Origin of the sequence: Moraxella bovis (assembly GCF_002014975.1) — a bacterium.
Taxonomy (GTDB): domain Bacteria; phylum Pseudomonadota; class Gammaproteobacteria; order Pseudomonadales; family Moraxellaceae; genus Moraxella; species Moraxella bovis.
The window spans coordinates 31241-56735 of the sequence record NZ_MUXV01000005.1 but is presented as its reverse complement, the minus strand read 5'-3'; the positions used below and the strand labels follow the sequence as shown (position 1 = coordinate 56735).

Below are 25495 nucleotides of genomic sequence, written 5' to 3'. Positions count from 1 at the left end.
ACTTTTTAGACCAGAGCCAATAAATTTAATTTGCTAGATGTATAAGTAACTTCTTGCACTTTATACTCATAAGTTACAAATAAAAAATACCAATTATCCATTATAGTATCTATATTTGATAAATTTCTTGAGCCAATATGTTTTTCTATGATTTTCCCTTCAGTTTTTGGAAAAAAAAGGAAAGAGCAATCTAATATTATCATAAAACCTATCTGAAGGCTTAAGAAACCCGAGAGTATTAGTACTATAAGTAGTATAATCATACAACTATTTCCTTGTTATATAGAACACTACTTATATTGTATTTATTTCTATATATCCGTATATTAAATCCATATAAATCATTTATTAATATAATAGATGTGGAAATAATTAGAGCCATAACTACAGAAAGAGCAATACCAATAGATAAAGGTGTTGCTAACATGATAGCATTTCCAATATTTGCAATTAATGCATATCCCAACATATTAGTGAATACTTGGAAATATTTTTGATTTGTTGATAAATCATCTTTACTAGCAATATAAGCCAAATTGAGTAATAGCCCGCCTAAACCTATATATTTAGAAACCTGACTAAATTTATATTTTTCAAGAAGTGACTTAGAAAACCAAGGTTTTTCTCTCAAAAAAGTCTTACTATCTGTATATGCTAAAGCTAATGTGCTTATTATAGAAGCATTGTCACCTGTTAGATACCCCCCATTCGCTCCCCCATCAATAAGATAAGCCCCTGAGCCAGTGTGTGGGTCAATAATAATATAACCAGAGCCTTTCCAGCCCTTATAATGAATCGTCTTTTCATGCACCGTAACCGTACGACCTACCGCCACATTATCACGGATATCCGTCATCACATTGGCAGATAGGCTAAGTTTTGGGATAATCTGACTATAGTTTTCTTGAGTAATGGTATAAACCGTTTGCCCCTGCTCTTGGGCGATTTGAATGGCTTTTACCGCAGACACCCCTTCAACTTCTTTTTCTTTGGTGTTTGGGTCATCAAACAACTGCTCAGGCACAAGATGCTCATTGGCAGACTGTCTTGCCCCCTGACTTTGGATAAAGCCTTTTAACTCGTTGCTATCATTGTTTTTGCTTACCGCTTGATACATCAACTGGTCAATATCCATTTGCATACCCTTAAAATTCCCCTTTTGCCACTCAAAAACACCCCACCTTTTCGCCCCTTTCTGCCTTGGCGAGTTTTTCTTGTGCCAGCGCTTTGGCGGAACGCACAGGTGGTGGGCAAGGCTCGCCATAGTACTGGCGGTCGGCAAAGTAGCTTGAACGCACCATAGGATTTGCCCAGATGTTAAAAAAGCCCAATTTTTTGCCGTATTCGGTATAGCGGGCAAATTCATCAGGGTGGACATATCTGTCCACAGGGGCGTGGTTTTTACTTGGGGCTAGGTATTGCCCGATGGTGATGATGTCCACGTCATGGGCTTTTAGGTCGTCAAGCAGGGCATAGACTTCTTCTTCGGTCTCGCCAAGCCCCACCATAAATCCGCATTTGGTGGCAACATCGGGACGGCGTGCCTTGTAGTCTTTGAGTAGCTTTAAAGAATGCGTATAATCCGAACCGGGGCGAAATGCCTTGTATAGGCGTGGTACGGTCTCGATGTTGTGGTTAAAGACATCGGGGGCGGTTTCAGCAAGTAGGTCAATGGCGATTTTTTCACGTCCACGAAAATCAGGCACCAAAATTTCAATCAAGCAGTTGGGGCTTAGGGCTTTGGATTCTTGGATAACTTCCACAAAATGCCCTGCACCGCCGTCTTTTAGGTCGTCTCTGTCCACGCTTGTGATGACGGCATATTTTAGCCCAAGCCCCAAAATTGTCTCGGCGGTGTGGCGTGGCTCGTCCGTGTCTAGGGGATTTGGGCGACCGTGGGCGACTTCACAAAACGGACAACGGCGTGTGCAGATATCGCCCATAATCATAAAGGTCGCCGTGCCGTCGCCAAAGCATTGAGGCAGGTTGGGGCAGGCGGCTTCTTCACAGACGGTGTAGAGCTTTTGGCTACGCAGGGTGGATTTGATGCGTTCAACTTCGGCAGGGCTGGATAATTTGACACGAATCCAGTCGGGCTTTTTGGGGGTTTCTACGGTGGGAATGACCTTAATGGGAATGCGAGCGACTTTATCATAGCCACGCAGTTTTTCGCCCTGAATGGCTTTTTTGGGGGCGGGCTTGGGGATTGGGGTATAAGTTTGGACGGTCATGGCTTGCCTATTTTTATAAAAATATGAAAATAAATTGGGGTATTTTACCTTATTTCAAGACAAAAAGCGATGACAAAAATCAAGGCGTGTGGGTGCGATTGTCGCCATAAACCCCTGTCGTTGATAGGGTTTTGCCATTTTTAAAGATGGTTTGGGCGTGGCATGAGCGTCGATTGGCAATGACGGATTGATTTGTTAAAATGGGTGCCAAAATTTGGGTGGGTTAAAGCTGTTTTTAAAAATAATCATTTGTCAAATTATGGTTATTTTAAAATGCTTGCAAATTGTAAATCATATTATAAAATTTTAACACATCCTAATTATTTAAAAGTAAAATAAAAAGGTAAGTTCATGGATTTATTTAATGATATTTTTGACAATCAATCGCCAAATCAATTACCCATAGACCAATCAATAAAAAACGGTCAATTTATGAATACTGACTTTACCGCTTATCTATACGATGACGGCAAAGGCGTGGTTATTGTGGTGCCATTTGGTAGATTGTATTATTCGCCATGTTATTTTGATAAAAAATTCTGTGATGATTATTTGGCTTATTTATTGGCAGATGGCAATATCAACTGGCAACAAGACACCATTTATATGTATGGTAAAACGCACCCAATTCCCCGCCTGTCGGCATGGTATGGCGATAAGGATTGTCCTTATGCGTATTCGGGCATTAGCCTTATGCCAAATACTTGGACGGATGAGCTACTTGCCATCAATCAGGCGTTATTTGATGTTTGTAAAAGGCGATTTAATAGCGTGCTGTTAAATCATTATCGCACGGGCGATGATTATATTAGCTGGCATGCCGATGATGAATCAGAGCTTGGGGCAAATCCTTTGATAGCGTCAGTAAGTTTTGGGCAGACCAGACGATTTTTATTAAGGCTTAAAGACAATCATGCGGTAAAATTAGAATTGCCTTTATATCATGGCAGTCTGCTTGCCATGGCAGGGCAGATTCAGCACCATTGGCAACACAGCATACCCAAGCAAAAGCGAGTGCAGGGCAGTCGGGTGAATCTGACGTTTAGAAACATCAAAATACGCCAATAACCCAATGCTCCACGTGTCGCCTAAGCCAAAATCACACCCAATGCCAAACCCTGACAAATGGGTGGTATTTTTTAAAAAAATGTTGGCTATGGCAAATATTTTTTTGAAAATATGTCATTTTTCGGTTATCATACAAAGAGTAAATTTGGGCAAGATTGCCTTTAAAATCAACGTCTAGGCACTTGATAATTATTGTAATAATGAAAATCATTGTCAAGCACTTATGACCTACTATCATGGAGAATTGCTATGTCGCAAATGCTAACCGAATACAGAGCCCACGTTGCCGAGCGTGAAGCCTTAGGCGTACCCCCACAGCCATTGACCGATGCCCAAACCGCCGATTTGGTTGAACTTTTAAAAAACCCACCAGCAGGCGAAGAAGACTACTTGGTGGACTTGCTTGAAAACCGTGTACCAGCAGGGGTTGACCAAGCTGCCTATGTCAAAGCTGCCTTTTTAAATGCCATTGTCAAAGGCGAAGCAACCTCCCCACTAGTTAGCAAAGAGCGTGCGGTATATCTACTAGGCACGATGCTTGGTGGTTATAACGTTGCGCCATTGGTTGACCTACTAGACAATGCCGAGCTTGGCGGATTGGCAGCCGAAGCGTTGAAAAAGACGCTGTTGGTCTTTGATGCGTTCCATGACGTAGAAGAAAAAGCCAAAGCAGGTAATGCCAACGCCAAAGCGGTATTGCAGTCTTGGGCGGAAGGCGAGTGGTTCACAAATCGTCCAGAAGTCCCCACCGAGATGACCATTACTGTATTTAAGGTAACAGGCGAGACCAACACAGACGACCTATCGCCTGCCCAAGATGCGTGGAGCCGTCCTGACATTCCACTACACGCCAACGCCATGCTAAAAAATGAGCGTGATGGCATTCGCCCAGAAAAAAATGGGGAAGTTGGTCCTCTAAGCCAAATCAAAGAATTGATTGCTAAGGGCAATCCTGTCGCCTATGTGGGCGACGTTGTGGGTACAGGTTCTAGCCGTAAATCAGCGACCAACTCTGTGCTATGGTTCTTTGGCGATGACATTCCGCACATCCCTAACAAGCGTGACGGCGGTGTGTGTCTAGGCGGTAAGATCGCACCGATTTTCTTTAACACCATGGAAGACGCTGGAGCGTTGCCTGTTGAGATTGACGTTGCCGACATGAATATGGGCGATGAAGTTACCCTAAAAATCGACCATGCCACCGCAACTGTTACTGCATTCAAAGACGGCAATCAAATTGCCGAATCCAAACTAAAAACCCCTGTGCTACTAGACGAAGTGCGTGCTGGCGGCCGTATCAACCTTATCATAGGTCGTAACTTGACAAGTAAGGCTCGTGAGTCGTTAGGTCTTGAACCATCCACCTTGTTCCGCACCCCAGAGCAACCTGCCGACACAGGCAAAGGCTTCACGCTAGCTCAAAAAATGGTCGGTCGTGCATGTGGTCTGCCAGAAGGTCAAGGCATTCGCCCCGGCACCTACTGCGAACCTAAGATGACAACCGTGGGCAGTCAGGACACCACGGGTCCGATGACTCGTGACGAGCTAAAAGACTTGGCTTGCCTAGGCTTCTCATCTGACTTAGTGATGCAGTCGTTCTGTCACACCGCAGCTTATCCTAAGCCGATTGACGTGGTAACTCATCATACGCTACCTGATTTCATCATGAACCGTGGTGGTGTGTCTCTACGCCCAGGCGACGGTGTGATTCACTCATGGCTAAACCGAATGCTACTGCCTGATACTGTAGGTACTGGCGGTGACTCACACACTCGCTTCCCGATTGGTATTTCATTCCCAGCGGGTTCTGGTCTGGTGGCGTTCGCTGCTGCGACGGGTGTGATGCCACTGGATATGCCTGAGTCGGTGCTTGTGAAGTTCAAAGGCAAAATGCAACCTGGTATCACACTTCGTGACCTAGTACACGCCATTCCTTACTATGCCATTCAAGCAGGCGACTTGACTGTTGAGAAAAAGGGTAAGAAAAACATCTTCTCTGGCCGTATCTTAGAGATTGACTTGACCGAAATGGAAAACGACCTAACTGTTGAGCAAGCGTTTGAATTGTCTGATGCGTCTGCTGAACGCTCGGCAGCAGGTTGTGCGATTACCGTTTCAGAAGAGAAAGTTGCCGAATACCTACGCTCTAACATCGTCATGCTAAAATGGATGATTGCCGAGGGCTATGGCGACGCTCGTACCCTAGCTCGCCGTGCCGAGAACATGCAAAAATGGCTAGACAACCCAAGCCTGCTAACAGCCGATGCCGATGCCGAATACACCAAAGTGTATGAGATTGACCTTGCCGACATCAAAGAGCCAATCCTATGCTGTCCAAACGACCCTGATGATGCCAAATTGCTATCAGAAGTGGCGGGCGACAAGATTGACGAAGTGTTTATCGGTTCGTGCATGACCAACATCGGGCATTTCCGTGCTGCAGGTAAACTCCTTGCCGAAGTGCCAGCAGGTAGCCTAACCACTCGTTTGTGGATTGCACCGCCTACCAAGATGGATGAGCGTCAGCTGATGGACGAGGGTTATTACAACACCTACGCCCAAGCAGGGGCAAGAACTGAGATGCCTGGTTGTTCGCTGTGCATGGGTAACCAAGCTCGTATTGCACCAAACAGCACCGCTGTCTCGACCAGTACTCGTAACTTCCCGAACCGTCTAGGTCAAGGTGCAAACGTATACCTAGCCTCTGCTGAGCTTGCCTCTGTGGCATCTGTACTTGGTAAACTGCCAACCGTTGAAGAGTACATGGCGTATGCAGGTAAACTTGAGTCTATGGAGTCCGAAGTGTACAACTACCTAAACTTCGACCAAATGAGCGAGTACACCGAAAAATCAGACAAAATCAGCGTGGCACAACTTGCCTAATCTGATTTGATTAAAAAGACACCGTCAAGCGATTGGCGGTGTTTTATTTTTGGTCATTTTTTATCAAAAAACACACTTCTAATCTGCAAAAATGCCACGACCACCAAGACAAGCCCCACCACGACCGCCACGCCTTTACTAATGGGGGCGATAAACTCCGCCATTTGTTCATAGTTCGCCCCAAGTACATAGCCGGCATATGCCAACAGGATCGTCCAAATGGCAGAGCCTAATGTCGTCAGCACCAAAAACGGCAACATCGGCATGCGGTTCATGCCCGCAGGGATAGAGATGAGCGAGCGAATGGCAGGTATCATTCGCCCAAAAAATACCACCGCCTTTCCGTGTTTGTTAAACCAATGGGTCGCATTGGTGATGTCGGACGGCTTAATCAGCAGGTATTTGCCGTATTTTTCGGTCAGAGCGTACAGGCGTTTCTCATCAAACACCATCCCCAGATAGTACAGTGGCAATGCCCCAAGCACCGACCCTGCTGTCCCTGCGATGATGACGGCAATGATATTCATATTACCCATGGCTGACCAAAATCCCGCCATAGGCATGATAAGCTCGCTCGGTATGGGCGGAAAGACATTTTCCAAAAACATCATCAGCGTAACCCCTGCCAGTCCAAGCCTATCCATAATCGCCAAAATTCACGCACTCATGCTGTCCATGAATACCCTCAATCTTTAAAAAAGGTCTTATCATAACAGAAAAAATACTTTGTCGGCAAAGGTAAATTTGATATAATGGACAACCAACCCTTTATTTATGATGAGAGCCTTATGACCACATTTACCGAACAAAAAAATGCCGTAACCCACATTGACGGTGCCTTACATGATAATGCCAATCTGAGTATTGGGATTGCCGTGGGGCGGTTTAATGGTTTTTTGGTTGAAAGTTTGGTAGAAGGGGCGTTAGATGCTCTGCTACGTCATGGCGTGCTTGGCGAGAACATTACGGTAGTGCGTGTGCCGGGGGCGTTTGAGCTACCCTTGACCGCCAAACGCATGGCGGTAACGGGCAACTATGACGCCATTGTCGTGCTTGGGGCGATTATCCGTGGGGCGACACCGCATTTTGACATCGTGGCAAGCGAGTCCGCCAAAGGCTTATCGCACGTGGCGCTACATCACGACATCCCTGTGATTAATGGCATTTTGACCACCGAAAACATCGAGCAAACCATCGAGCGAGCTGGCACCAAAGCAGGTAACAAAGGCTATGAAGCAGGCATGACCGCCATTGAAATGGTGAGCGTGTTAAAAGCTCTGTAATCTCTAATAAATTTGGCATTGTTTTTTTATTAAACTTATTTTAATTTTAAATTAAAAATGTAGGGGCGAATTGCAATTTGCCCCAAGATGACTTATTAAAAATAAACAATGTCCATTTCCCATTTTCCCATTAAAAGATGATTTTAATGTAGCACTATTTTTAATTTAAGGTAATTTATGACAACGACCACGCCCCCCAATGCCCAAAACGACCAATTTGACATTAATACCACAGGTTACAAAACCAGCTATACCGCCATTCGCAAGGCTCGCCGTTTTGCCGTGCAAGGTCTTTATGAATGGCTGATGACGGATTATCGTTTTGCCAATGAAAGTCGTGATTTGCTTGGCGGTAATGAGCCACACACCATTGTCGCTCGCACACGAGCTGATAACGCCATGCACACCGTGCATTTGGGCTATTATCACGAACTCATGCGTGAGATTCCGATGAAGGCAGGCGAGCTGATTGTGGAGATTTCTCGTTATCTTGACCGCAGTTTTGAAAAGTTAGACACCATTGAAAAGGCGATTTTGCTGATTGGGGCGTACGAGCTAAAACACAGCTTGCATATCCCTTATAAAGTGGTACTTGATGAAGCCATGCAATTAAACACCCATTTTGGGGCAACCGATGCACATAAATTCATCAATGCCATTTTGGATAGATATGCCAAAGATATGCGAGAATTGGAATATCAAGCCAATAAAGCTGAGAAAAAAAGCCAAAAAAGAAAGTGAGTAATTAAAAGGGCGGATAATTCTGCCCTTTTTTAAAATCATCAAATAAATAACCATGTCCGAATTTTCCCTAATCTACACCCATTTTAAACACGCCACAACACGCCATGCCAATACCGTTTTGGGCATTGGCGATGATTGTGCGATAAGCCACATTCCGCCAAATAACCAGCTTGTCAGCTGTGTGGATACGCTCGTGGCAGGACGGCATTTTGTGTTTGAGACCGACCCGCACGCCATTGCCTATAAGGCGGTGGCGGTCAATTTGTCCGACCTTGCCAGCATGGGGGCGACACCGTATGCCATTTTGGTGGGGCTATCTTTGCCAAAGGCGATGGCGAATGATGATTTTTGCAAGGCATTTGCACACGGTTTGGCGGATGCTTGCACGCCCTTTGGTGTGGAGCTGATTGGGGGTGATATCGCAGGCTCACCTGTTTTGACGATTTCGGTTACGGCTTTGGGTTTTGTTCCGTCAAATCAAGCAATCACAAGACAAGGGGCGTGCGTGGGTGATGTGGTGTGCGTGAGTGGCACAGTGGGGCTGGCAAGCCTTGGGTTGCATCGGATTTTGGACGATTTGAACGGAGACGGGCATGCCAACCGACCGCCAAACAGTCTGCCCCACGACTTACGCCAAGCCATGCAATACCCTGTCCCACAGGTGGCACTTGGTGGGCGACTCATCGGCTTTGCAAACAGCATGATTGACATCTCGGACGGCTTGGGGCAGGATTTGGGGCATATTTTGACGGCAAGTGGCGTCGGGGCGGTAATTGACCTTAATGCCATACCGAGCCATGCCCTGCTTGATGCCTTGCCCCACGCCCAAAAATGGCAACACCAAATCAATGGGGGCGATGATTATCAGTTGTGCTTTACCATGCCTTCTGCTAAACTTGATTTATTCAGACAGCAAAATCCTGATATGCCGATTTATCCGATTGGGCAAATTGTGGCGGATAAAGGATTGGTATTTTTACACAATAAAAAAGAAGTGGGGTTATTGGTAAAAGGGTGGGAGCATTTTTAATTAAATGTTTGCCAATCAAAAGGCGTTAATCATGAATAAATTTATTTTGGCAATCTTATTATCTCTTAACCTGTTTAATATAAACGCTATCGCTCAAAACACCCAAAAGGCGATGACAGATGCTCAAAAAAGTGCTTATGTTGACTTTCAGACCAATGCTGATATTATTCGTTTAAATCATTTGGTTTATTGGGGTAAATTGATTGATGAATATCGTCAAAAAATGGGGCATTATCCTTTTGCTAATCAATCAAAACACCCCATTTATGTGGAGATTGCCACGCCATTACAGCAAAGTTTCTTTAACGGTAATAAACCGCCTGCACCTGCAACAATAAAATCCATGAAAGATTTCGTACAAGAGTTAGAAAAAGGCTTGGGGCGAACCATTGATGAATATTATGACCCACAATATGCCCCAGACGGCAAACCAAATTTTTATATTTATATGATAGACGGGCAAGACTATTATTTGGCGGTACATACTTTTTCGCCGTTTTCTTTTGCTCGTCATATTGATGTTAATTATCATAAGGTGGAAATTTCTAATATCAAAAATCGCACGCTTAATATCACAACTTTACAAGAATTATTAAACAACAATGCCTTTAAAAAAGCAATGAATAAGCCGATTGATAAGATTGGATTTTTTAATCAGCGAGAACAAAAAAATTTGCACAGCACTAAAGAGTAACTTGAATGCAAAACCACAAACCCGACATTCGTAAATCAAACCCTTGTCCGCCTTGTCCGCCTACCGCCACCGCCTTTGAAAAATGCGTATATTGGCTAGGGATTGGCTTAGGTTCTGGTCTGCCCAAAAAAGCTGCTGGTACTTGGGGGACGGTGGGTGGGCTTATTATCGCCTTGCCCATGCTTTTATTGGGATTTTGGGGATTTTTGGCGATTACCATTATTGGTTGTCTGATTGGCAGTTATATTTGTGGCAAGACATCAGATTTGATGAATACTCACGATGACCCACATATTGTGTTTGATGAATGGGTAGGAATGTGGATTGCGTTATTGCCAAGTGTTTGGTTGTTGATAGGTATACCAGATGATAAAAGCGGATTGACATATTGGCACCCAAGTTTAATTTTATTTTTGATTATTCCATTTGTTTTATTTCGCTTTTTTGATATTATCAAACCTTTTCCCATCAAATGGGTGGATAAAAACGTCTCTGGCGGATTTGGGATATTGATTGATGATATATTGGCAGGGATAATGTCGGCGGTGGTGTTTGCTTTAATAATGCTTATACTTTAACGTATTTTGGGGCTTTTATGTTTAATGAATTTATTTGGCGTAATTACAAAGAGAGCGATTCGGGAGGGAATTTTATTGATAATTTTAAAGAATTGCCACAAGATTTTTTTAAGGGAATATCTGGTAGATTATCATTTGGATATAGATGAAGTCTATGCTTATATAGATGAATTTTTATTGTTTTCAAGTTTATCAAATACCAAGATAGATAATCTAGAGCAAGCTAAAAATATTTTTCATGACCTTTGTGATAATGGTATTGATTTTGATATATCTGAAAAAAGAGATGGCTCTATCATTGAGCATGTAGAACCAAATTTTGAATGGTTTTTGCAATGTATTGTACCTATATCTTTATGTCTATATCTAATTAATAGTGATTTTTTCAAGCCCTATTTTTTTATTCATAAATTTAGGGACTTAATATCAATTTGTGATGAGTTTGGGATAGAATTGCCTGAAATCCCCAAAAAATCTGATAAACAATCACGTTTTGCTTATTATTGGGGTTTTTGTGAATCGATATATAATTTCAAATAAAAAACAATCTTGATTCAAACGAAATTTGTGCTTTCTTATATGACTTTGCACCTAAATATCTTTCTTCTCAGAAAAACAAGGAGGTTAGTCTGCCAAATCCAACAACTATCTGGTTGGTGGGGGCAAATAAGACGGGTGGAGATTTTAATTTTTTAGATGGTATAAATGACAGTAGTACACACTTTTGGCAAGGAAATTTGGAGACTAAAAAAGGAGATATTGTCATTATGTATTGCCTAAGCCTAAGAAGCTACATACATTCTATTTGGCGAGCGACTTCCAATGGGATTGCAGACCCATTTTTTCATTATTATAGCCATATTTATATAGGCTATGGCAAAAAGATAAAGCCAATACCACTTAATCAATTAAAGACGGATACTTATTTTTCTAAAAACAGCTTGGTTAGAAAAAATTTCAGGGTGTAAATGGATTTTCTTGGAATGCTGTAGATTATCAAAATCTAATAAATATCATTGAAAGCAATCAAGATGATATAAATGATTTGCCTGTTTTATTTTCTTCTTCTTATAAAGGTAATGAAAACTTAAATAATGAAAAAGATGTTGAAAAATTTTTAATAGAGCCGTTGTTGCGTGATTTGGGTTACAGTGATAATGATTGGGTGCGTCAATTAGTTGTTAAAATGGGTAGAGGCGAGTGGGTCTTTCCTGATTATGCCTTGCTTTCAAATAAAGATAAGGGTTTTGAGCAAGCCAAGATTTTATTTGAAGCGAAATTTATAATTAAAAATCATAAAGATTTTGAATCTGCCTTCAGACAGGTTTGGTCATATGGATTAAGGCTATCAGCAATATTACTAATTGTTGCTGATAAAAACTCTTTATGGTTATTTGAGAGGGTTAATCAGGGTTTTGATAGACATTCTTTTAGTCAATTCTATTGGAAAGAATTGCAACAATCAGATAAATTTCTAGCCTTAAATAAGATTTTTAAAAGGCATGACAAATAAAATATTTGGTAGTAGTCTAAAAAGTATGCTGAACTAGTTTTCCGTTCGCCCTGAGCCTGCCTGCGGGTATGAAAACCGTTAGGCTTCCCAAGCTCGCCACGAACTGTTTTCTTTGTAGCATACTTTTTGAACCAGAGCCAAATATTTTAGCAAAAGAGTATTATGCAAGTTTCGTAACCATATATTTTCCCAAATTCCATGTTATAATAATTTTACCTAATTTTAGTAAGGAATTACCATGTTAAATATCATCATTTTAGCAGGTGGCAAAGGCACTCGCATGAAGTCGGTTAAACCAAAGGTATTACAAACCTTAGCAGGCAAACCGCTACTTCGCCATGTATTAGATACTTGCCGTGCATTAAATGCTGATAATACCATTTTGATTTATGGTTATAATGGTCAAATGGTCAAAGATGAGATTACCGACAGCGATTTGATATGGGCAGAGCAAGCCGAACAGCTCGGCACGGGTCATGCGGTGCAAATGGCATTGCCCCATTTGCCAAAAGATGGCAAAAGTCTGATTTTATATGGCGATGTGCCATTGACAAGATTGGATACCTTGCAAAATCTTATTGAACAAAACACGCATGGCATTAGCATGCTGACGATGAGCGTGGATAATCCGTTTGGGCTTGGGCGAATTGTCCGTCAAGATGATAAAGTCATCGCCATTGTGGAACAAAAAGATGCCACTGATGCCCAAAGACAAATTAAAGAAATCAATAGCGGTATTTATTGTGTGGATAATGCCTTGCTACATAATTATTTACCAAAACTCGATAATAATAACGCCCAAAGCGAATATTATCTGACCGATATTATCAAAATGGCGGTGGCGGATAATGTTGAGATAAAAACGATTAGCCCAACGTTTGAATTTGAAATAGACGGTGTGAATGACCGTATTCAACTTGCCAATTTAGAACGCACTTATCAAGCTCATCTGATTCACCAGTTACAATTAAATGGCGTGCAATTTGCCGACCCCAATCGTGTGGATATTCGTGGCTCATTAAAATGTGGTAGTGATGTGTTTATTGATATTAACACCGTTTTTATGGGCGATGTGGTATTGGGCGATAATGTGCAAATTGATGCGGGCAATGTCATCTCTAATTGCACAATTGGTAATAATACCCACATCAAGCCAAATTGCGTGCTTGATGATAGCACCATTGGGGCGGATGTTGCCATCGGTCCTTTTGCCCATATTCGCCCAAAAGCGGATATTAAAGATAAAGTCAAAATTGGCAATTTTGTAGAAATCAAAAAATCTACATTAAACCAAGGGGCGAAAGTTAGCCATTTAAGCTATATTGGCGATGCTGATGTGGGGCGTGATGTTAATATTGGGGCAGGGGTAATTACCTGTAATTATGACGGCGTGAATAAATTTAAAACGCACATTGGTGATAATGCCTTTGTGGGTAGCAATAGCTCGCTTGTCGCTCCTGTCAAGATTGGAGCAAACGCCACGATTGGAGCGGGGTCTGTGATTACCAAAGATACGCCTGATGATAAATTGACGGTTGCTCGTAATAGACAGACGACCATTGACGGTTGGAAGCGTCCTGTTAAAAAAGGCTAAGTTTTAATCAAATATCGCATTCATTTATTTAGGGCGTGCCTACCCTTTATAACACAGTTTAATGTTTACAAATTTCGTAAAAATAAAATAATGTTTTTGTATGAAAAATGGCTATCCGACCACTTAATTTAAAAATTAGGTTAAAATTCTTAAAAATTTACCCAGTTAAGTGATCGGATTGTTTTTCATAATAAAAGCTCGTTTGATAGAATGGCTATCAAACTTCACTTTTTCCTTGAAAAACGGGCGATTTTTTTTACCACGTTTCATTGCAAATATTAACTTGACACACTCTATAAAAACACGACCGAACAGCCGTGTTTTTATAGGGTGAATAAGGGTTATTGTCCTTCGGGAATGTTCTCGCCATCACCCTCAGGAATAACTTCATCACCTGAGCTTTCTGCCATATCTGAGTCACCATCACCTAAAATCTCATTGGCAAGAGCTTCTTCGGCTTCTTCTCGGGCAATCTCCTCCATGGCTTCGGCTTCATTCTCGTCGGTGATGTCGATGATCCTTTGCTCGGTTTTTTTGCTCTTGGCAAGATTACCATCATCAACCCATTTGGTGGGTTCGTCTTTGAGTTGATGTTTCATATAATCCACCCAAACAGGCATAGCAAGCGTGCCACCATAGGCTTTTGCACCCAGTGAAGCAGGCTCGTCATAGCCAATCCACACCACAGCCACATGGTTGCGTTGCAAGCCGGCAAACCAAACATCTTTGGCTTGGTTGGTGGTGCCTGTTTTACCACCTAAGTCAGAGCGGAAATTACCCTTACGACCTGTACCGCCTGTCATCACACCTTTTAGCATACTTGCCATGTAGCGAGACGTGCGTACTGATAAGATGCGTGGTGCTTGCTCGGCTATACCAAATTGAATGGCTTGTTTGGGTTTTAGGCGGTCAAAGATGGGCGCGGCATCTAGCGTAGGATTCTCTTTGCGGTAGGCGACTTGTTGGGCGTCAAGTGCTTTATGAGCGTTGTGAATGCGTGCTACCAAGGCTTTGGCGTGGTCTATCTTTTTAGGTGGTTCTTGGTCTTTTTTGGTATTTTTCTCTTTATCCAAGGCATCATCAGTGGTTTGCTCTGATGTTTCTTCGTCTGCTGGTGTATGCCCAAAGCTGTCTAATAATTGGGTATTGACTTTACTAAGCTCTTTATTAAAGCAAACGGCACAAGCTTGTAAGGGATTGGCTTGGAAGATGGTTTGGTTGTCAAAGTTATAGATACGTTCAATAAAATAAGGCTGGATGCGGTGACCGGCATTGGCAAAAGTGGCATAGGCGGTTGCCATTTGTAAAGGAGTGGCATCAGTTGCCCCCAGTGCTAAGGTGAGAGACTGGGGCAGGCGGTCTTTTTCCAAACCAAACTGTGAGAGCATTTCTCGGGTGGGTTCAACACCTGCCTTTTGCATCATGCGAATCGACGGTAGGTTTAGTGAACGTGCCAAAGCACTAGAAATGGAAACTGCACCACCAGCACCACCACCTGCATTCTTGGGTTGCCAATTACCAATCCTGATGGGAGCATTTGAGATGACATCGCCAGGGCTTAGCTTGCTGTTTTCAAAAGTGGCGGCATAGATCAAGGGTTTGATGATAGAACCAGGCTGGCGATAGCCTTGGGTGGCACGGTTAAACTTGCTTTGGTTGAAATGAAAACCACCAGCGACAGCTTCTAATGCCCCATTTTGGGGGTTCATGGCGACAAGTGCCCCTTGGGTGCGTGGGGGCTGGGTTACGTACCAGCTATTACCTTGCTTGGTCACACGAATGATGTTACCCACTTCAATGGCAGGTTTTAGCTCTTTTCTGTCGCCAGCGACAAGGTTGGTGCCAAAGCCCCGTCTTTTACCCCCGACTTTGCTGTCAGCATAGCGCATGTTCATAAAGACACGCACTGTCTCGCCTGATTGGAGTTCGGCACGGATTTGACCATTCTTAACTTCGACCACTTTGGCAGGAAGCATGTCACGAAAACGCTCGCCGTCTCTAAAAGTAAAAGGTTTAAAATATGCCAAATCCCCCGTTAGAGCCTCAACACCACGATAAACACCATTGGTATAAGCGTTATGACTGTAAGTGCCGTTTAGCACGGCTTGCCTTGCTTTTAATTGGTCAGCACTGTCAATGGTCAGCTGTACTCGCCAGCCACTGTCCATGACTTGTGCCCCATAACGCTCGACCAGTGCCGAACGTGCCATTTCAGCGATATAAGGCAAGTTTAGATCAAGCTGTTCTTGGTACATATTAAGCCCGATGTCAGCGGATAACGCTTCATCGTGCTCGGCTTGGGTGATGTAGCCTTTGGCAAGCATCCGTCCAATAATCCAGTTGCGTCGTTCTAAGGCGCGTTTGGGGTTGATGACTGGGTTAAAGTCGGACGGGGCTTTGGGCAGACCTGCCAACATTGCCATCTCTGCGATGGTAAGATTATTTAATGACTTACTATAATAACGTTTGGCGGCGGCACGGATACCATAAGCTCCTTGACCTAAGTAGATCTTATTGACATACAATGTCATGATTTCTTTTTTGGACAGCTCGTTTTCGATTTTACGGGCAATGAACAGCTCGTTTAGCTTGCGCTCAAAAGTTTGCTCGGGGCTTAAAAAGTAGTTTTTGGCAACTTGTTGGGTAATGCTTGAACCGCCCGTTTGTCCATCTGTGGTTGAAATCATCTCAGTGATGGCACGCCCAAGCCCTTTGACGCTAATGCCAGTATGTTCAAAAAAGGTATCATCCTCTGCCGCCAAAAACGCTTGAATCATGGTCTCAGGGATGTCTTCATAAGCCACAGGCAGTGAATATCTGTTGCCATACTGCCCGATGAGCTTATGGTCTGCGGTATAGATTTGCAAAGGCATCTCTAAGGGCATTTTTTTTAATTCTTTGATGTTTGGCAAACTGGGTTCAAGATACATTGCCATGCCATAAAACCCAATTGGAAAAGTTAGCACTAAGATTAAAATTAGAGCAAAAATTGCCAAAATTAGGTTTTTTAGATAAGAAATCAGACGAACGGCAGAATTTTTTTGAGACATAGCGTTTCTAGGTGGTTAAAATTGTTGTCAAAATGTTGTATCATATTCTCTGTGTAAAGAATGCGTTACAAAGCATGTTAATTTTGAAAAATTCATGTTAAAATTACAGCTAAGTATAGCAGATTTCCAACAAAACTGGTAAATAAAACTGTGAAGTTGGCATTATTGGTGTAAAGCAGTAACGCACTGTACTTTCAAAAGCCACTATTATAACCGAAACGATGCTGTTTTTTTCGGTTGGCGTTAAAAAATATAAGGATAAAGTCTGTGGGACTATCTTTTTCTTCTAAGGGTCGGCATCTTCTCGGCTTAGATGTCAGTACCACTTCCGTTAAACTTGTTGAGCTAACAAAACAACAAGGAAAACTTCATTTGAAGTCTTATGGCGTTGAGCCGCTTGAGCCGGGTTGGGTTGTTGACAAAAATATTGTCAATGGTGAAGAAGTGGGCGAGGCCATCGCTCGTTTGGTACGTCGTTCTGGTGCTGGTGCTAAAGACGCAGCAACGGCAGTATCAGGCTCGGCGGTGATTACCAAAATTATTGACATGGAAACAAACATGTCTGATTCTGACCGCGAGGCCCAAATCAAGCTGGACGCTGAGCAGTATATCCCATATCCATTGGCGGAAGTGAATATGGATTTTGAGGTGTTAGGACCATCAACGACTAACCCGAACTTGGTGCGAGTTCTGCTTGCTGCTTCTCGTTCTGAGAACGTGGATCAGCGTGTCGAGACTCTCTTGATGGGTGGTTTGACAGCCAAAGTGATGGATATTGAGTCTCATGCCATTGAGCGTGCATTTAGTTTGATGGTGGATAATCTGCCTAATGACCCACAGGTGGTAGCACTCATTGATTTGGGACATAAGCAGTCTACACTGTATATCGCCAAAGATGGTGAATTTATCTATAACCGTGAGCAAGGTTTTGGTGGGGCTCAGTTAACTGAAGAGATTCAGTCGCGTTACAGCATTCCTTATCATGATGCTACCATCGGTAAGCATGAACATACACTGCCTGCTGATTATCATGAGAGCGTGCTCACACCTTTTATGGAAAATATCGTCCAACAAATCAGCCGTTCATTGCAATTTTATTTCTCATCTAGCGAATACAACAATGTTGACCATATTATCTTATGTGGTGGCACTTCTGCGCTGCCAGGACTGGCTCAAATGGTGCAACAACGTGTCGGGGGTATGGTATCAGTAGCAAATCCTTTTGAGGGTATGTCTATTGACTCACGCATTGATACCGTTACGCTCCAAAAAGATGCACCAAGCCTGATGGCGGCATGTGGATTGGCTTTAAGGGGGTTTGACTGATGGCACGCATTAACTTATTACCATGGCGTAAAGAACAGCGTGAGCGTAGAAATAAAGAGTTTAATCTCTTGGCAGGAGCGACAGCTGGACTTGCTATTTTGGCGACGATTTTGGTGTTGTCTATTTTAAATCGAGAATTGACCAATCAACAAAATGCCAATAAACACATTGAAGACGCCAACGCTCAGCTTGATGTTGCCCTAAAATCGATTGAAGAGCTAGAGGTTAAACGCGAGCAGATGCTGTCTCAGATGAAAGTCATTCAAGATTTGCAAGGTCGTCGTTCGGTGCCTGTGCGTGTATGGGATAACATCGCTCGAGCCATCCCAAGAGATACCATGTATCTAAACAATATCAAGCGTGAAGGCGATGTAATTACATTTACAGGCTTTGCCGCTAACCCCAATGTTGTGGCAAATTTGGTACGCAACTTAAATGCTAGTGAATGGTTGGATGGCTCAGCGGTGGTAAGCATTAAGACTAAACTAGAGGCCTATCAAAGTACGCCCTCTCAACAATTAGCCGATGCAGGTACTCGTTCTGTGTATCCTGAAGATAGTTATGTAGAATTTGTGGCAACCACCAAGATTCAATATCAAGAAGACAAAGAAGAAGCTACTGATTCAACCGGTGAAGACGTTGTATTACCACCCGTTACTGTAGACAGTCAAAGTGTGGGTGCTCAAACAATGCCTGAGGTTTCAGCGATTGGTGTTGATAACGCTCCAGCTCAAGCATCTTCAACTACAAGCGAGGCCCCAGCATCTGAACCCACCAATAATACTACATTGGATACAGAAGCGACTGATACTCCTAATAGCCAAAATACGCAACCTACACCTACAGATGGTAGCACCCAAGTAGGAGGTCAACCATGAAATCACCTTTCAAAAAATCTAGACCAACCACCGATACAGCTGTTACTCCAGAGGAGAGTGGTAAGAAAAAAATTAAACTTGGCAAGCCAAATTTATCAAAGCCAAAAGGCTCGGGTGGCTTGGGCAAACCCAAAACAAAAGCCAAAGGTAAAAAGGTAGGTTCTAAGCCTAAAAAACCTGCTTTTGATTCCAAAAAGTTTATGGCAGAGGTAAACTCCTTAAATGGTCAAAACTATGGCTCTGCCCCGCTCCCAGTTAAGATTTTCATCTTAGCGATGATGCTAGCGATTATTTTGGTTTTGGCTTGGCTTTTGTTAATCTCTAAAAAACTTGATGAAATTAAACAGGCTGAAAATCAACAAGTTGGTTTGCTTGAAAGTTACAAAGAAAAAGAGTCTAAAGCCCGCCATCTGCAAGCCTATGAAGCACAAGTGGCACAAATGGAGACTGACTTTGCAGACCTATTGGCACAGCTACCTATCGATACTCGTGTGCCTGAATTGGTAGATGGTATCAACATGGTGGGTAGTGGTAGTGGTGTGCGTTTTCAGGACATTTCTGTGCAACCTGAGGTGGAGCAAGAGTTTTTTATTGAGCAACCCATTCAAATTATTGGTTTGGGGGATTATCATCAGTTTGGTTCGTTTGTGAGTGGCATTGCTGCTTTGCCAAGAATCATTACCATGCACGACTTTGAGATTAAGAATCCTCAGCCTTCGCTTGATAGAATGCCTGAATTACAACTGGTGTTGCAAACCAAAACTTATCGTGCAAAAGATGATGTGGATTTAAATGCAACTGCCGAAGAAGTGAAGTCAACTGAAGGAGAGGGCAAGTGATTAATTTTTCTCTAAAAACCAATGTTGGTTTGGTAATGCTCCTGTCTTTATTGGTGGGTTGCACCGATCGTGTTAGCCTTGCCGAATCAGAAATGCAAAAAATTCGCAGTCAAGGACCTCAAGCTATTGAGCCGCCACCAGAACCCCTTAAGATTGAAGACTTTGTTTATGCTGCTCAAGGTGAGTCCGACCCTTTTGTGCCAAAAAGCCTACGCGAACGTCAGCAAGTCAGGGAGCAGACGCCTTCTGTAAAACCAGATGAGAATCGAGTGAAAGAGCCACTTGAAGAATTTGAGTTGTTGCAACTAACATATCGTGGTAAAGTGGTTGCACCTAATGGTCAGGAATATGGATTGGTACAGACGCCTGATATGATGGTGCATGATGTTCAGGTTGGTAACTACCTAGGTAAAAACCATGGGCGTATTGTTGAGATTACTTCAACTCAAATCAATTTGATTGAGATTGTCAAAGATACTGATGAGCAATACGTTGAAAAAACCACTCCGTTGGTATCACCAAATTAACAGAGCCAACTAGATTTATTCTGAGGATGAAATAATGAATTTTTTAACCAAAAAGTCTGCCTTTGCTTATTCTGCGTTGGCAATCAGTTTTATGGCGGTTGAAGCACATGCTTTAGCTATTCAAGGTCTATCAGCCAACCAAATCAGTGCTAATACTACGCAAATTAAAGTTGCTTTTGATGGTCAGCCTGTAACCCCTGTGGCTTATCAACAGGCAGGCGGTAAGCAATTGACACTTGATTTTAACCAAGTAAGTAGTGGTGGATTGCCAAGAAGTATGCCCATCAACCGTGGCGTGGTTAATGAAGTGACTGCACTAAATAACGGCTCTATGACCCGCTTAATGATTAACTTAAAGGATAGTGCAAGCTACACCAGCACAGTACAAGGTAATCAGCTACTTATTAATATAAAACAGGGCGGTTCATCGACCACCCAATCTGTAGCAAATGAACCCGCCCCTGCGGTTGTTACCACGCCAGTCCAACCAGAAGCACAGCCGATGACTGTAAAAGTAAACCCATTGTTAGCACCTACCTCGGGTTCTTTGGCAAGTAGTTATGACGGCGTCTCAACAGTCGATTACTCAGGTAATGCTAATGGTGGTAATGTTACCGTAAACCTAACCAATGAGTCTATTCCTGTAGATGTACAACGCCAAGGTAATAAACTGGTGGTTCGCACCACTGGCACTACCATTCCACGTCATTTATTAAAACGTATTAATGGTAGTGGTTTGGTTGCGGATATTGATGCAAAAAATCAAGGTCAAAATGGTGTTATTACGGTTAACATGACAGGTGATTTTGAGTACCAAGCCTATCAATCAGGTGCAACACTTAACATCTCAGTATTGCCACCAAAAATGCTCCGTGAACCGACCATTGAAGAGAAGGTTTATACTGGTGAACCGTTATCAATGGAATTTCAGGATGTATCAGTGCGTACGGTGCTGGATGTATTGGGTCAATTCACCGAAAATAATATCGTTGCTGCTGATAATGTGCAGGGTAATATTACATTAAGACTTATTAATGTCCCATGGGATCAAGCATTAGATATTATCTTAAAAAGTAAAAATCTAGGTCAGCGCAAAAATGGTAACGTGATTTTGGTAGCACCTGCTGAAGAGTTGGCAGCACGCGAAATTAAAGAGTTGGAAGATGCTAAAAAGGTAGATGAATTAGAACCTATTCGTCAAGAGCATATCCGTCTTAACTATGCCAAGGCGGAAGACATTCATGGTCTATTAGATAGAGTTGGTAGTTCAAGTGGCTCTAATAATAACCGTAACTCACTACTTAGCCCACGTGGTAATGCTACCTTTGATGGTCGTACCAACACCATCATCATCAATGATACGGCACGAAGCATTGCAAATGTACGTCAATTAATTGAAACTATTGACATTCCTGTTAAACAGGTAATGATTGAGGCTCGCATTGTTAATGCATCAGACTCTTTTTCTAAGCAGTTGGGTGTAAGATGGGGTTTTAATAGAACGGGTAATAAATTTGACATTCGCGGAATGAAGGGATTGTCTTCTTCAAACACCGAATCACGTTTTGGTAACTTTGCTGTTGATTTAGGTGTTGCAGCTACAAGTGGTATATCGCTAGGACTGTTGAATATTGATAATTATGCACTGGGCTTGGAATTGTCAGCAATGCAGGCTGATAATAAAGGAGAGATTATCTCTTCGCCAAAAGTCTTAACATCTGATAAACAACCAGCCAGAATCTCATCTGGGGTGGATATTCCTTATCAAGAGGCATCAGCCAGTGGTGCAACAACAGTCAGCTTTAAAGAAGCGGCCTTAGTGCTATCTGCCACACCAAACATCACCCCAGAGGGTAAGATAGGTCTAGATTTAGAAATTACCAACTCTGCGGACTCCGGCAATAGGGTGTTGGGCGTACCAATTCTTAATACAGATGAGATAAAAACCAATGTCATCTTAGAAGATGGTCAGACTGTGGTGCTGGGCGGTGTCTTTAAGAACACCATTGGTAACAACCAAAGTAAAGTACCTTTTTTGGGTGATTTACCAGGGGTGGGTCGTTTGTTTAGAAATAATGTTAGGCTTAACAACAAAGAAGAGCTCCTTATCTTTGTCACACCACGCATCGTTAACGACGGTGTGAGTCGCTACTAATTGTACAGTTCAAACAAAAAGCAGGCTAATAGTCTGCTTTTTGTTTTGTGTTCACAAAAAAGCACTAGCCATAATCGCCCAAAACTTGTATCATAGAACATTTATTTTTAGTGATGTTATTATGAGTATAGAAGAATCGGCGGTGATTGAAGAGGTGTTTGTCCAAAAACCCATTCATCACTATACCCATTTATTGCCGTCTATTTTTTTGGTGGGACCGATGGGGGCGGGCAAGACAACTATTGGTAAACTGCTTGCTAAACATTTAAAACGCCCTTTTTGGGACGTGGATTGGTGTATCAGTGAAAAAGCAGGGGCGGACATTCCGTGGATTTTTCAAAAAGAGGGTGAGTCAGGCTTTCGTGAGCGTGAGAGTCGTGCCATGGATGAGCTGTCTGCCATGCCAAGCATTGTACTGGCTACAGGTGGCGGTGTGGTTGAGCGTGAATGCAATCGAGAATATCTAAAACGTGGATTGGTTATTTTTTTGGATGCGAGCGTGGACACCCAAATCCATCGCACCAAAAAAGACAAAAATCGCCCCCTACTCCAAACAGATAACCCCAGAGTGGTATTAGAAACGCTTTATCAAAGACGATCACCATTATATCAAGAGGTGGCAGACATTACTGTCGCTACAGGAAGGGCTTACCCCAAGCAAATGATGGCAGAGATACTTGATGTTCTTATCGCTTATGCCAAAAATATTGAGAATCAGCAAACATCTTAATATTTAAATCAATTAAGACATTTACAGCAAATTTCAAAGTAGCATTATGACACACATTACCAATACACTCACTGTCCAAACCCAGAATCACGATTATCCCATTTTTATTGGTGCCAGCATCGCAGGTCAGATAGATTTGGCAAGTCCTATTTTGCCATTCATCAGAGGCAAGCAGGTGCTTATCGTTACTAATACGACCATTGCCCCTTTGTATTTGACCGATTTAACTAAACATTTGGCAGTACAGGGCTTGATGGTGGAGAGCTGTGTCTTGCCTGATGGTGAGCAGTATAAAAACCAAGAGCATATCAATACCATTTATGATGTACTCATGAAAAACCACTTTGCTCGGGATTGTACGCTCATCGCCTTAGGTGGTGGGGTGATTGGCGATATGACCGGCTTTGCGGCGGCAAGCTTTATGCGTGGGGTAAATTTCATTCAAGTGCCGACCACGCTACTGGCACAAGTGGACTCGTCAGTGGGTGGCAAGACAGGCATTAACCATCCCTTTGGCAAGAACATGATTGGGGCATTTTGGCAACCTGTGTGCGTGTTGGCGGACATGACGACATTTGATACATTGCCCGAAAGAGAATTTGCGGCAGGACTGGCGGAAGTGGTAAAATATGCACTCATTTTTGATAAGGCTTTTTTGGATTGGCTTGAAGTCAATGCCACGAAAATTACCGCCAGAGATGGTGCGATACTAAGCGAGATGGTGTATCGCTGCTGTGACTATAAAGCCAAAATCGTTGCCAACGATGAACGTGAGTCGGGTGTGCGTGCTTTACTAAACTTCGGACATACCTTTGGACACGTCATTGAGACGCACATGGGCTATGGTAATTGGCTTCATGGCGAGGCAGTGGCGGCGGGTATGGTGCAAGCGATGATGATGTCGCAAAAACTTGGATTGATTGGTGAAGACGAAGTTGCTCGTGTTGTTGATTTGTTACAAATCTTTGATTTGCCCGTCAAACCACCCTATATAGAACCATCGGTGGCACTGGATTTGATGGGACATGACAAAAAAGTGCAAAACGGCAGTATTCGATTGGTGTTATTAAAAGAGCTTGGCAAGGCGTTTGTCACCAAAGATTTTGATATGGCAGTGTTAACAGAAGTGCTCAACGCCAACCATTGATTTTTTTGGCTCTGGTTCAAAAAGTATGCTACAAGGAAAACCGTTCGTGGTGAGTTTGGGAAACCTAACGGTTTTCCTACCCGTAGGCATAGCTCAGAGCGAACGGAAAACCTAGTTCAGCATACTTTTTAGACCACTACCTAAAAATATTGTATTAATTAAAGGCAAGACCATGACCCAAAGTGTAGCGATGATTAATAAAAAATCCAGAAGACAGGCGATGATATGGCTTATCATGGCAGGCGTCATGCTGATACTGTGGTTCTTAATGTCGCTTTCTCACGCCACACCAGAGATTACCAAAGAACGTCAAAAAACCAAAGCGGTGGCAGAAGACTTTGCCTTACCAGTAACCATTGATAATTTAAGCGAGCTTTCCAAAGAAGTGCCACCCATTGACTTTGCGACGGTGGTGCGAGACCTCCGTAATTATCCTGCCCAGTTTAAGGGTAAAAAATTTTTTGAAGACAATGACAAACGCTGGACAGTGCAAGTCATGGATGTGGCACAAAATGAGATTATCACCGAATATCTCAAAGGACGCAGAGACCGTGATAAGTTTGCTTATTTTCGCTATCATAATGCCAATAACGAACAGCGTTATATCCTAACCTATGGCATCATGGGTAGTACCCAGGAGGCATTGGGTGCGATAAAGACGGTGGATTTTGGACTGCCCAAAAGTGTCACACCCATGCCTGAGGAAATGAAGCGTTATGTTGGTATGATAGATAATTACGAACGTTCAGCGGAAGTGGTGGTTGATTCTTCGGAATCATCACCTCGTGCAGTTCGTTTAAAACCAACCAAAAAAGAAATCCCTGCCGAGGCACCTAAGCCACAAGAGGAAGTAAAAGAGACGCCCAAAAAAGCAGTGGCAGAAGACGTGATTGCCGACTTAAATGAGCAGGAGAGTGAGCCGACCAAACAACTCAAAGCACCGCCTACCATCAAACCCAAAGAGACGGCAGAAAAACCAAAAGCTGATACTAAGAATAGTAATAAAGGAGAAAGTCAGGTCGAGCCAAAACCTCAAACAAGACCCGAGCCAACCCCTGAACCCAAAAATGAACGAAAGCCTGAACCTAAAAGTGAAAAGCCTGCACCCACCAAGGAGGCGAATGTGGCGGACTTAGAGCCTGCCCCACCCATGACCATGCCAGGTGATGATTGATAGTATTTGAATGGTCGGTCACGTATCAAATTAAATAACTCCAACAGGAAG

General features: G+C 42.9%; 23 protein-coding genes. 18 read left to right on the top strand and 5 right to left on the bottom strand.

What is annotated here, in order from left to right:
• Positions 1-259: 259 nt before the first annotated feature.
• The 3 genes from B0182_RS01365 to B0182_RS15065 all read right to left on the bottom strand — a co-directional run bounded on the left by B0182_RS01365 (position 260) and on the right by B0182_RS15065 (position 2442).
• The gene (locus B0182_RS01365) at positions 260-1135 is read right to left on the bottom strand and encodes a hypothetical protein (RefSeq protein ID WP_078273222.1); all 876 of its coding nucleotides are present in this window, start codon (positions 1133-1135) and stop codon (positions 260-262) included.
• A gap of 31 nt (positions 1136-1166) precedes the next feature.
• Positions 1167-2231, bottom strand: a complete 1065-nt coding sequence (lipA, locus tag B0182_RS01360) for a lipoyl synthase (RefSeq protein WP_078273221.1) — start codon at positions 2229-2231, stop codon at positions 1167-1169.
• Between the two features lie 79 nt (positions 2232-2310).
• Positions 2311-2442 (bottom strand): hypothetical protein, encoded by a 132-nt coding sequence (locus tag B0182_RS15065; RefSeq protein WP_264676479.1) that lies wholly within the window; start codon positions 2440-2442, stop codon positions 2311-2313.
• Between the two features lie 140 nt (positions 2443-2582).
• Between B0182_RS15065 and B0182_RS01355 the strand changes: the two genes are divergently transcribed.
• Together B0182_RS01355 and B0182_RS01350 are read left to right on the top strand one after the other, a co-directional pair.
• Positions 2583-3299 (top strand): alpha-ketoglutarate-dependent dioxygenase AlkB family protein, encoded by a 717-nt coding sequence (locus B0182_RS01355; protein ID WP_078273220.1) that lies wholly within the window; start codon positions 2583-2585, stop codon positions 3297-3299.
• A gap of 258 nt (positions 3300-3557) precedes the next feature.
• Entirely contained in the window at positions 3558-6182 is a 2625-nt protein-coding gene (locus tag B0182_RS01350; protein WP_078273230.1) for a bifunctional aconitate hydratase 2/2-methylisocitrate dehydratase, read from the top strand.
• A 53-nt stretch (positions 6183-6235) separates the two neighbouring features.
• Here the strand turns inward: B0182_RS01350 and B0182_RS01345 are convergent, their stop codons facing one another.
• The gene (locus B0182_RS01345; RefSeq protein ID WP_078273219.1) at positions 6236-6826 is read right to left on the bottom strand and encodes a DedA family protein; all 591 of its coding nucleotides are present in this window, start codon (positions 6824-6826) and stop codon (positions 6236-6238) included.
• Positions 6827-6970: 144 nt separating this feature from the next.
• Here B0182_RS01345 and ribH point away from each other — a divergent pair, with 144 nt between their 5' ends.
• The 8 genes from ribH to glmU all read left to right on the top strand — a co-directional run bounded on the left by ribH (position 6971) and on the right by glmU (position 13618).
• A complete protein-coding gene (ribH, locus tag B0182_RS01340; RefSeq protein ID WP_078273229.1) occupies positions 6971-7465 on the top strand; it encodes a 6,7-dimethyl-8-ribityllumazine synthase in 495 nt (164 codons plus the stop codon).
• A gap of 177 nt (positions 7466-7642) precedes the next feature.
• Positions 7643-8206, top strand: a complete 564-nt coding sequence (nusB, locus tag B0182_RS01335) for a transcription antitermination factor NusB (RefSeq protein WP_078273218.1) — start codon at positions 7643-7645, stop codon at positions 8204-8206.
• Positions 8207-8261: 55 nt separating this feature from the next.
• Entirely contained in the window at positions 8262-9239 is a 978-nt protein-coding gene (gene thiL / locus B0182_RS01330) for a thiamine-phosphate kinase (RefSeq protein WP_078273217.1), read from the top strand.
• A 31-nt stretch (positions 9240-9270) separates the two neighbouring features.
• Complete coding sequence (locus tag B0182_RS01325; protein ID WP_078273216.1) at positions 9271-9933, top strand: hypothetical protein; 663 nt, start codon at positions 9271-9273, stop codon at positions 9931-9933.
• 5 nt (positions 9934-9938) lie between these two features.
• The gene (locus B0182_RS01320; RefSeq protein WP_078273215.1) at positions 9939-10511 is read left to right on the top strand and encodes a phosphatidylglycerophosphatase A family protein; all 573 of its coding nucleotides are present in this window, start codon (positions 9939-9941) and stop codon (positions 10509-10511) included.
• A gap of 24 nt (positions 10512-10535) precedes the next feature.
• Positions 10536-11051: a hypothetical protein gene (locus B0182_RS01315; RefSeq protein ID WP_078273214.1), complete on the top strand. Its 516-nt coding sequence runs from the start codon at positions 10536-10538 to the stop codon at positions 11049-11051.
• 505 nt (positions 11052-11556) lie between these two features.
• Entirely contained in the window at positions 11557-12024 is a 468-nt protein-coding gene (locus B0182_RS01310; protein ID WP_078273213.1) for a hypothetical protein, read from the top strand.
• Positions 12025-12262: 238 nt separating this feature from the next.
• Positions 12263-13618, top strand: a complete 1356-nt coding sequence (gene glmU, locus B0182_RS01305) for a bifunctional UDP-N-acetylglucosamine diphosphorylase/glucosamine-1-phosphate N-acetyltransferase GlmU (RefSeq protein WP_078273212.1) — start codon at positions 12263-12265, stop codon at positions 13616-13618.
• A 341-nt stretch (positions 13619-13959) separates the two neighbouring features.
• Here glmU and B0182_RS01300 read toward each other — a convergent pair whose 3' ends face one another.
• Complete coding sequence (locus B0182_RS01300) at positions 13960-16668, bottom strand: penicillin-binding protein 1A (RefSeq protein ID WP_078273211.1); 2709 nt, start codon at positions 16666-16668, stop codon at positions 13960-13962.
• A gap of 267 nt (positions 16669-16935) precedes the next feature.
• On the opposite strand from B0182_RS01300, the gene B0182_RS01295 reads away from it, so the two are divergent.
• The 8 genes from B0182_RS01295 to B0182_RS01260 all read left to right on the top strand — a co-directional run bounded on the left by B0182_RS01295 (position 16936) and on the right by B0182_RS01260 (position 25444).
• Positions 16936-17994: a pilus assembly protein PilM gene (locus tag B0182_RS01295; RefSeq protein ID WP_078273210.1), complete on the top strand. Its 1059-nt coding sequence runs from the start codon at positions 16936-16938 to the stop codon at positions 17992-17994.
• Entirely contained in the window at positions 17994-18872 is an 879-nt protein-coding gene (locus B0182_RS01290; protein WP_078273209.1) for a PilN domain-containing protein, read from the top strand. Before B0182_RS01295 ends, B0182_RS01290 begins: the two co-directional genes overlap by 1 nt.
• Positions 18869-19711: a type IV pilus inner membrane component PilO gene (locus B0182_RS01285; protein WP_078273208.1), complete on the top strand. Its 843-nt coding sequence runs from the start codon at positions 18869-18871 to the stop codon at positions 19709-19711. Before B0182_RS01290 ends, B0182_RS01285 begins: the two co-directional genes overlap by 4 nt.
• Positions 19708-20238, top strand: coding sequence for a pilus assembly protein PilP (locus B0182_RS01280; protein ID WP_228157777.1), 531 nt, complete (start codon positions 19708-19710; stop codon positions 20236-20238). Before B0182_RS01285 ends, B0182_RS01280 begins: the two co-directional genes overlap by 4 nt.
• 34 nt (positions 20239-20272) lie before the next feature.
• Complete coding sequence (locus tag B0182_RS01275; protein ID WP_078273207.1) at positions 20273-22393, top strand: type IV pilus secretin PilQ; 2121 nt, start codon at positions 20273-20275, stop codon at positions 22391-22393.
• A 121-nt stretch (positions 22394-22514) separates the two neighbouring features.
• Entirely contained in the window at positions 22515-23123 is a 609-nt protein-coding gene (locus B0182_RS01270) for a shikimate kinase (RefSeq protein ID WP_078273206.1), read from the top strand.
• A 46-nt stretch (positions 23124-23169) separates the two neighbouring features.
• Positions 23170-24270 (top strand): 3-dehydroquinate synthase, encoded by a 1101-nt coding sequence (gene aroB, locus B0182_RS01265; RefSeq protein WP_078273205.1) that lies wholly within the window; start codon positions 23170-23172, stop codon positions 24268-24270.
• A gap of 172 nt (positions 24271-24442) precedes the next feature.
• Positions 24443-25444, top strand: a complete 1002-nt coding sequence (locus B0182_RS01260) for a hypothetical protein (protein WP_078273204.1) — start codon at positions 24443-24445, stop codon at positions 25442-25444.
• Positions 25445-25495 lie beyond the last annotated feature (51 nt).

What these genes read in the sequence shown, in the direction of transcription:
- B0182_RS01260 (WP_078273204.1), top strand. Translation starts at nt 24,443, where the DNA reads ATGACCCAAAGTGTAGCGATGATTAATAAAAAATCCAGAAGACAGGCG.
- B0182_RS01315 (WP_078273214.1), top strand. Translation starts at nt 10,536, where the DNA reads ATGAATTTATTTGGCGTAATTACAAAGAGAGCGATTCGGGAGGGAATT.
- B0182_RS01270 (WP_078273206.1), top strand. Translation starts at nt 22,515, where the DNA reads ATGAGTATAGAAGAATCGGCGGTGATTGAAGAGGTGTTTGTCCAAAAA.
- ribH (WP_078273229.1), top strand. Translation starts at nt 6,971, where the DNA reads ATGACCACATTTACCGAACAAAAAAATGCCGTAACCCACATTGACGGT.
- B0182_RS01350 (WP_078273230.1), top strand. Translation starts at nt 3,558, where the DNA reads ATGCTAACCGAATACAGAGCCCACGTTGCCGAGCGTGAAGCCTTAGGC.
- B0182_RS01275 (WP_078273207.1), top strand. Translation starts at nt 20,273, where the DNA reads ATGAATTTTTTAACCAAAAAGTCTGCCTTTGCTTATTCTGCGTTGGCA.
- B0182_RS01345 (WP_078273219.1), bottom strand. Translation starts at nt 6,826, where the DNA reads ATGGATAGGCTTGGACTGGCAGGGGTTACGCTGATGATGTTTTTGGAA.
- lipA (WP_078273221.1), bottom strand. Translation starts at nt 2,231, where the DNA reads ATGACCGTCCAAACTTATACCCCAATCCCCAAGCCCGCCCCCAAAAAA.
- thiL (WP_078273217.1), top strand. Translation starts at nt 8,262, where the DNA reads ATGTCCGAATTTTCCCTAATCTACACCCATTTTAAACACGCCACAACA.
- B0182_RS01285 (WP_078273208.1), top strand. Translation starts at nt 18,869, where the DNA reads ATGAAATCACCTTTCAAAAAATCTAGACCAACCACCGATACAGCTGTT.
- B0182_RS01365 (WP_078273222.1), bottom strand. Translation starts at nt 1,135, where the DNA reads ATGGATATTGACCAGTTGATGTATCAAGCGGTAAGCAAAAACAATGAT.
- B0182_RS01320 (WP_078273215.1), top strand. Translation starts at nt 9,939, where the DNA reads ATGCAAAACCACAAACCCGACATTCGTAAATCAAACCCTTGTCCGCCT.
- nusB (WP_078273218.1), top strand. Translation starts at nt 7,643, where the DNA reads ATGACAACGACCACGCCCCCCAATGCCCAAAACGACCAATTTGACATT.
- B0182_RS01300 (WP_078273211.1), bottom strand. Translation starts at nt 16,668, where the DNA reads ATGTCTCAAAAAAATTCTGCCGTTCGTCTGATTTCTTATCTAAAAAAC.
- B0182_RS01290 (WP_078273209.1), top strand. Translation starts at nt 17,994, where the DNA reads ATGGCACGCATTAACTTATTACCATGGCGTAAAGAACAGCGTGAGCGT.
- glmU (WP_078273212.1), top strand. Translation starts at nt 12,263, where the DNA reads ATGTTAAATATCATCATTTTAGCAGGTGGCAAAGGCACTCGCATGAAG.
- B0182_RS01355 (WP_078273220.1), top strand. Translation starts at nt 2,583, where the DNA reads ATGGATTTATTTAATGATATTTTTGACAATCAATCGCCAAATCAATTA.
- B0182_RS01325 (WP_078273216.1), top strand. Translation starts at nt 9,271, where the DNA reads ATGAATAAATTTATTTTGGCAATCTTATTATCTCTTAACCTGTTTAAT.
- aroB (WP_078273205.1), top strand. Translation starts at nt 23,170, where the DNA reads ATGACACACATTACCAATACACTCACTGTCCAAACCCAGAATCACGAT.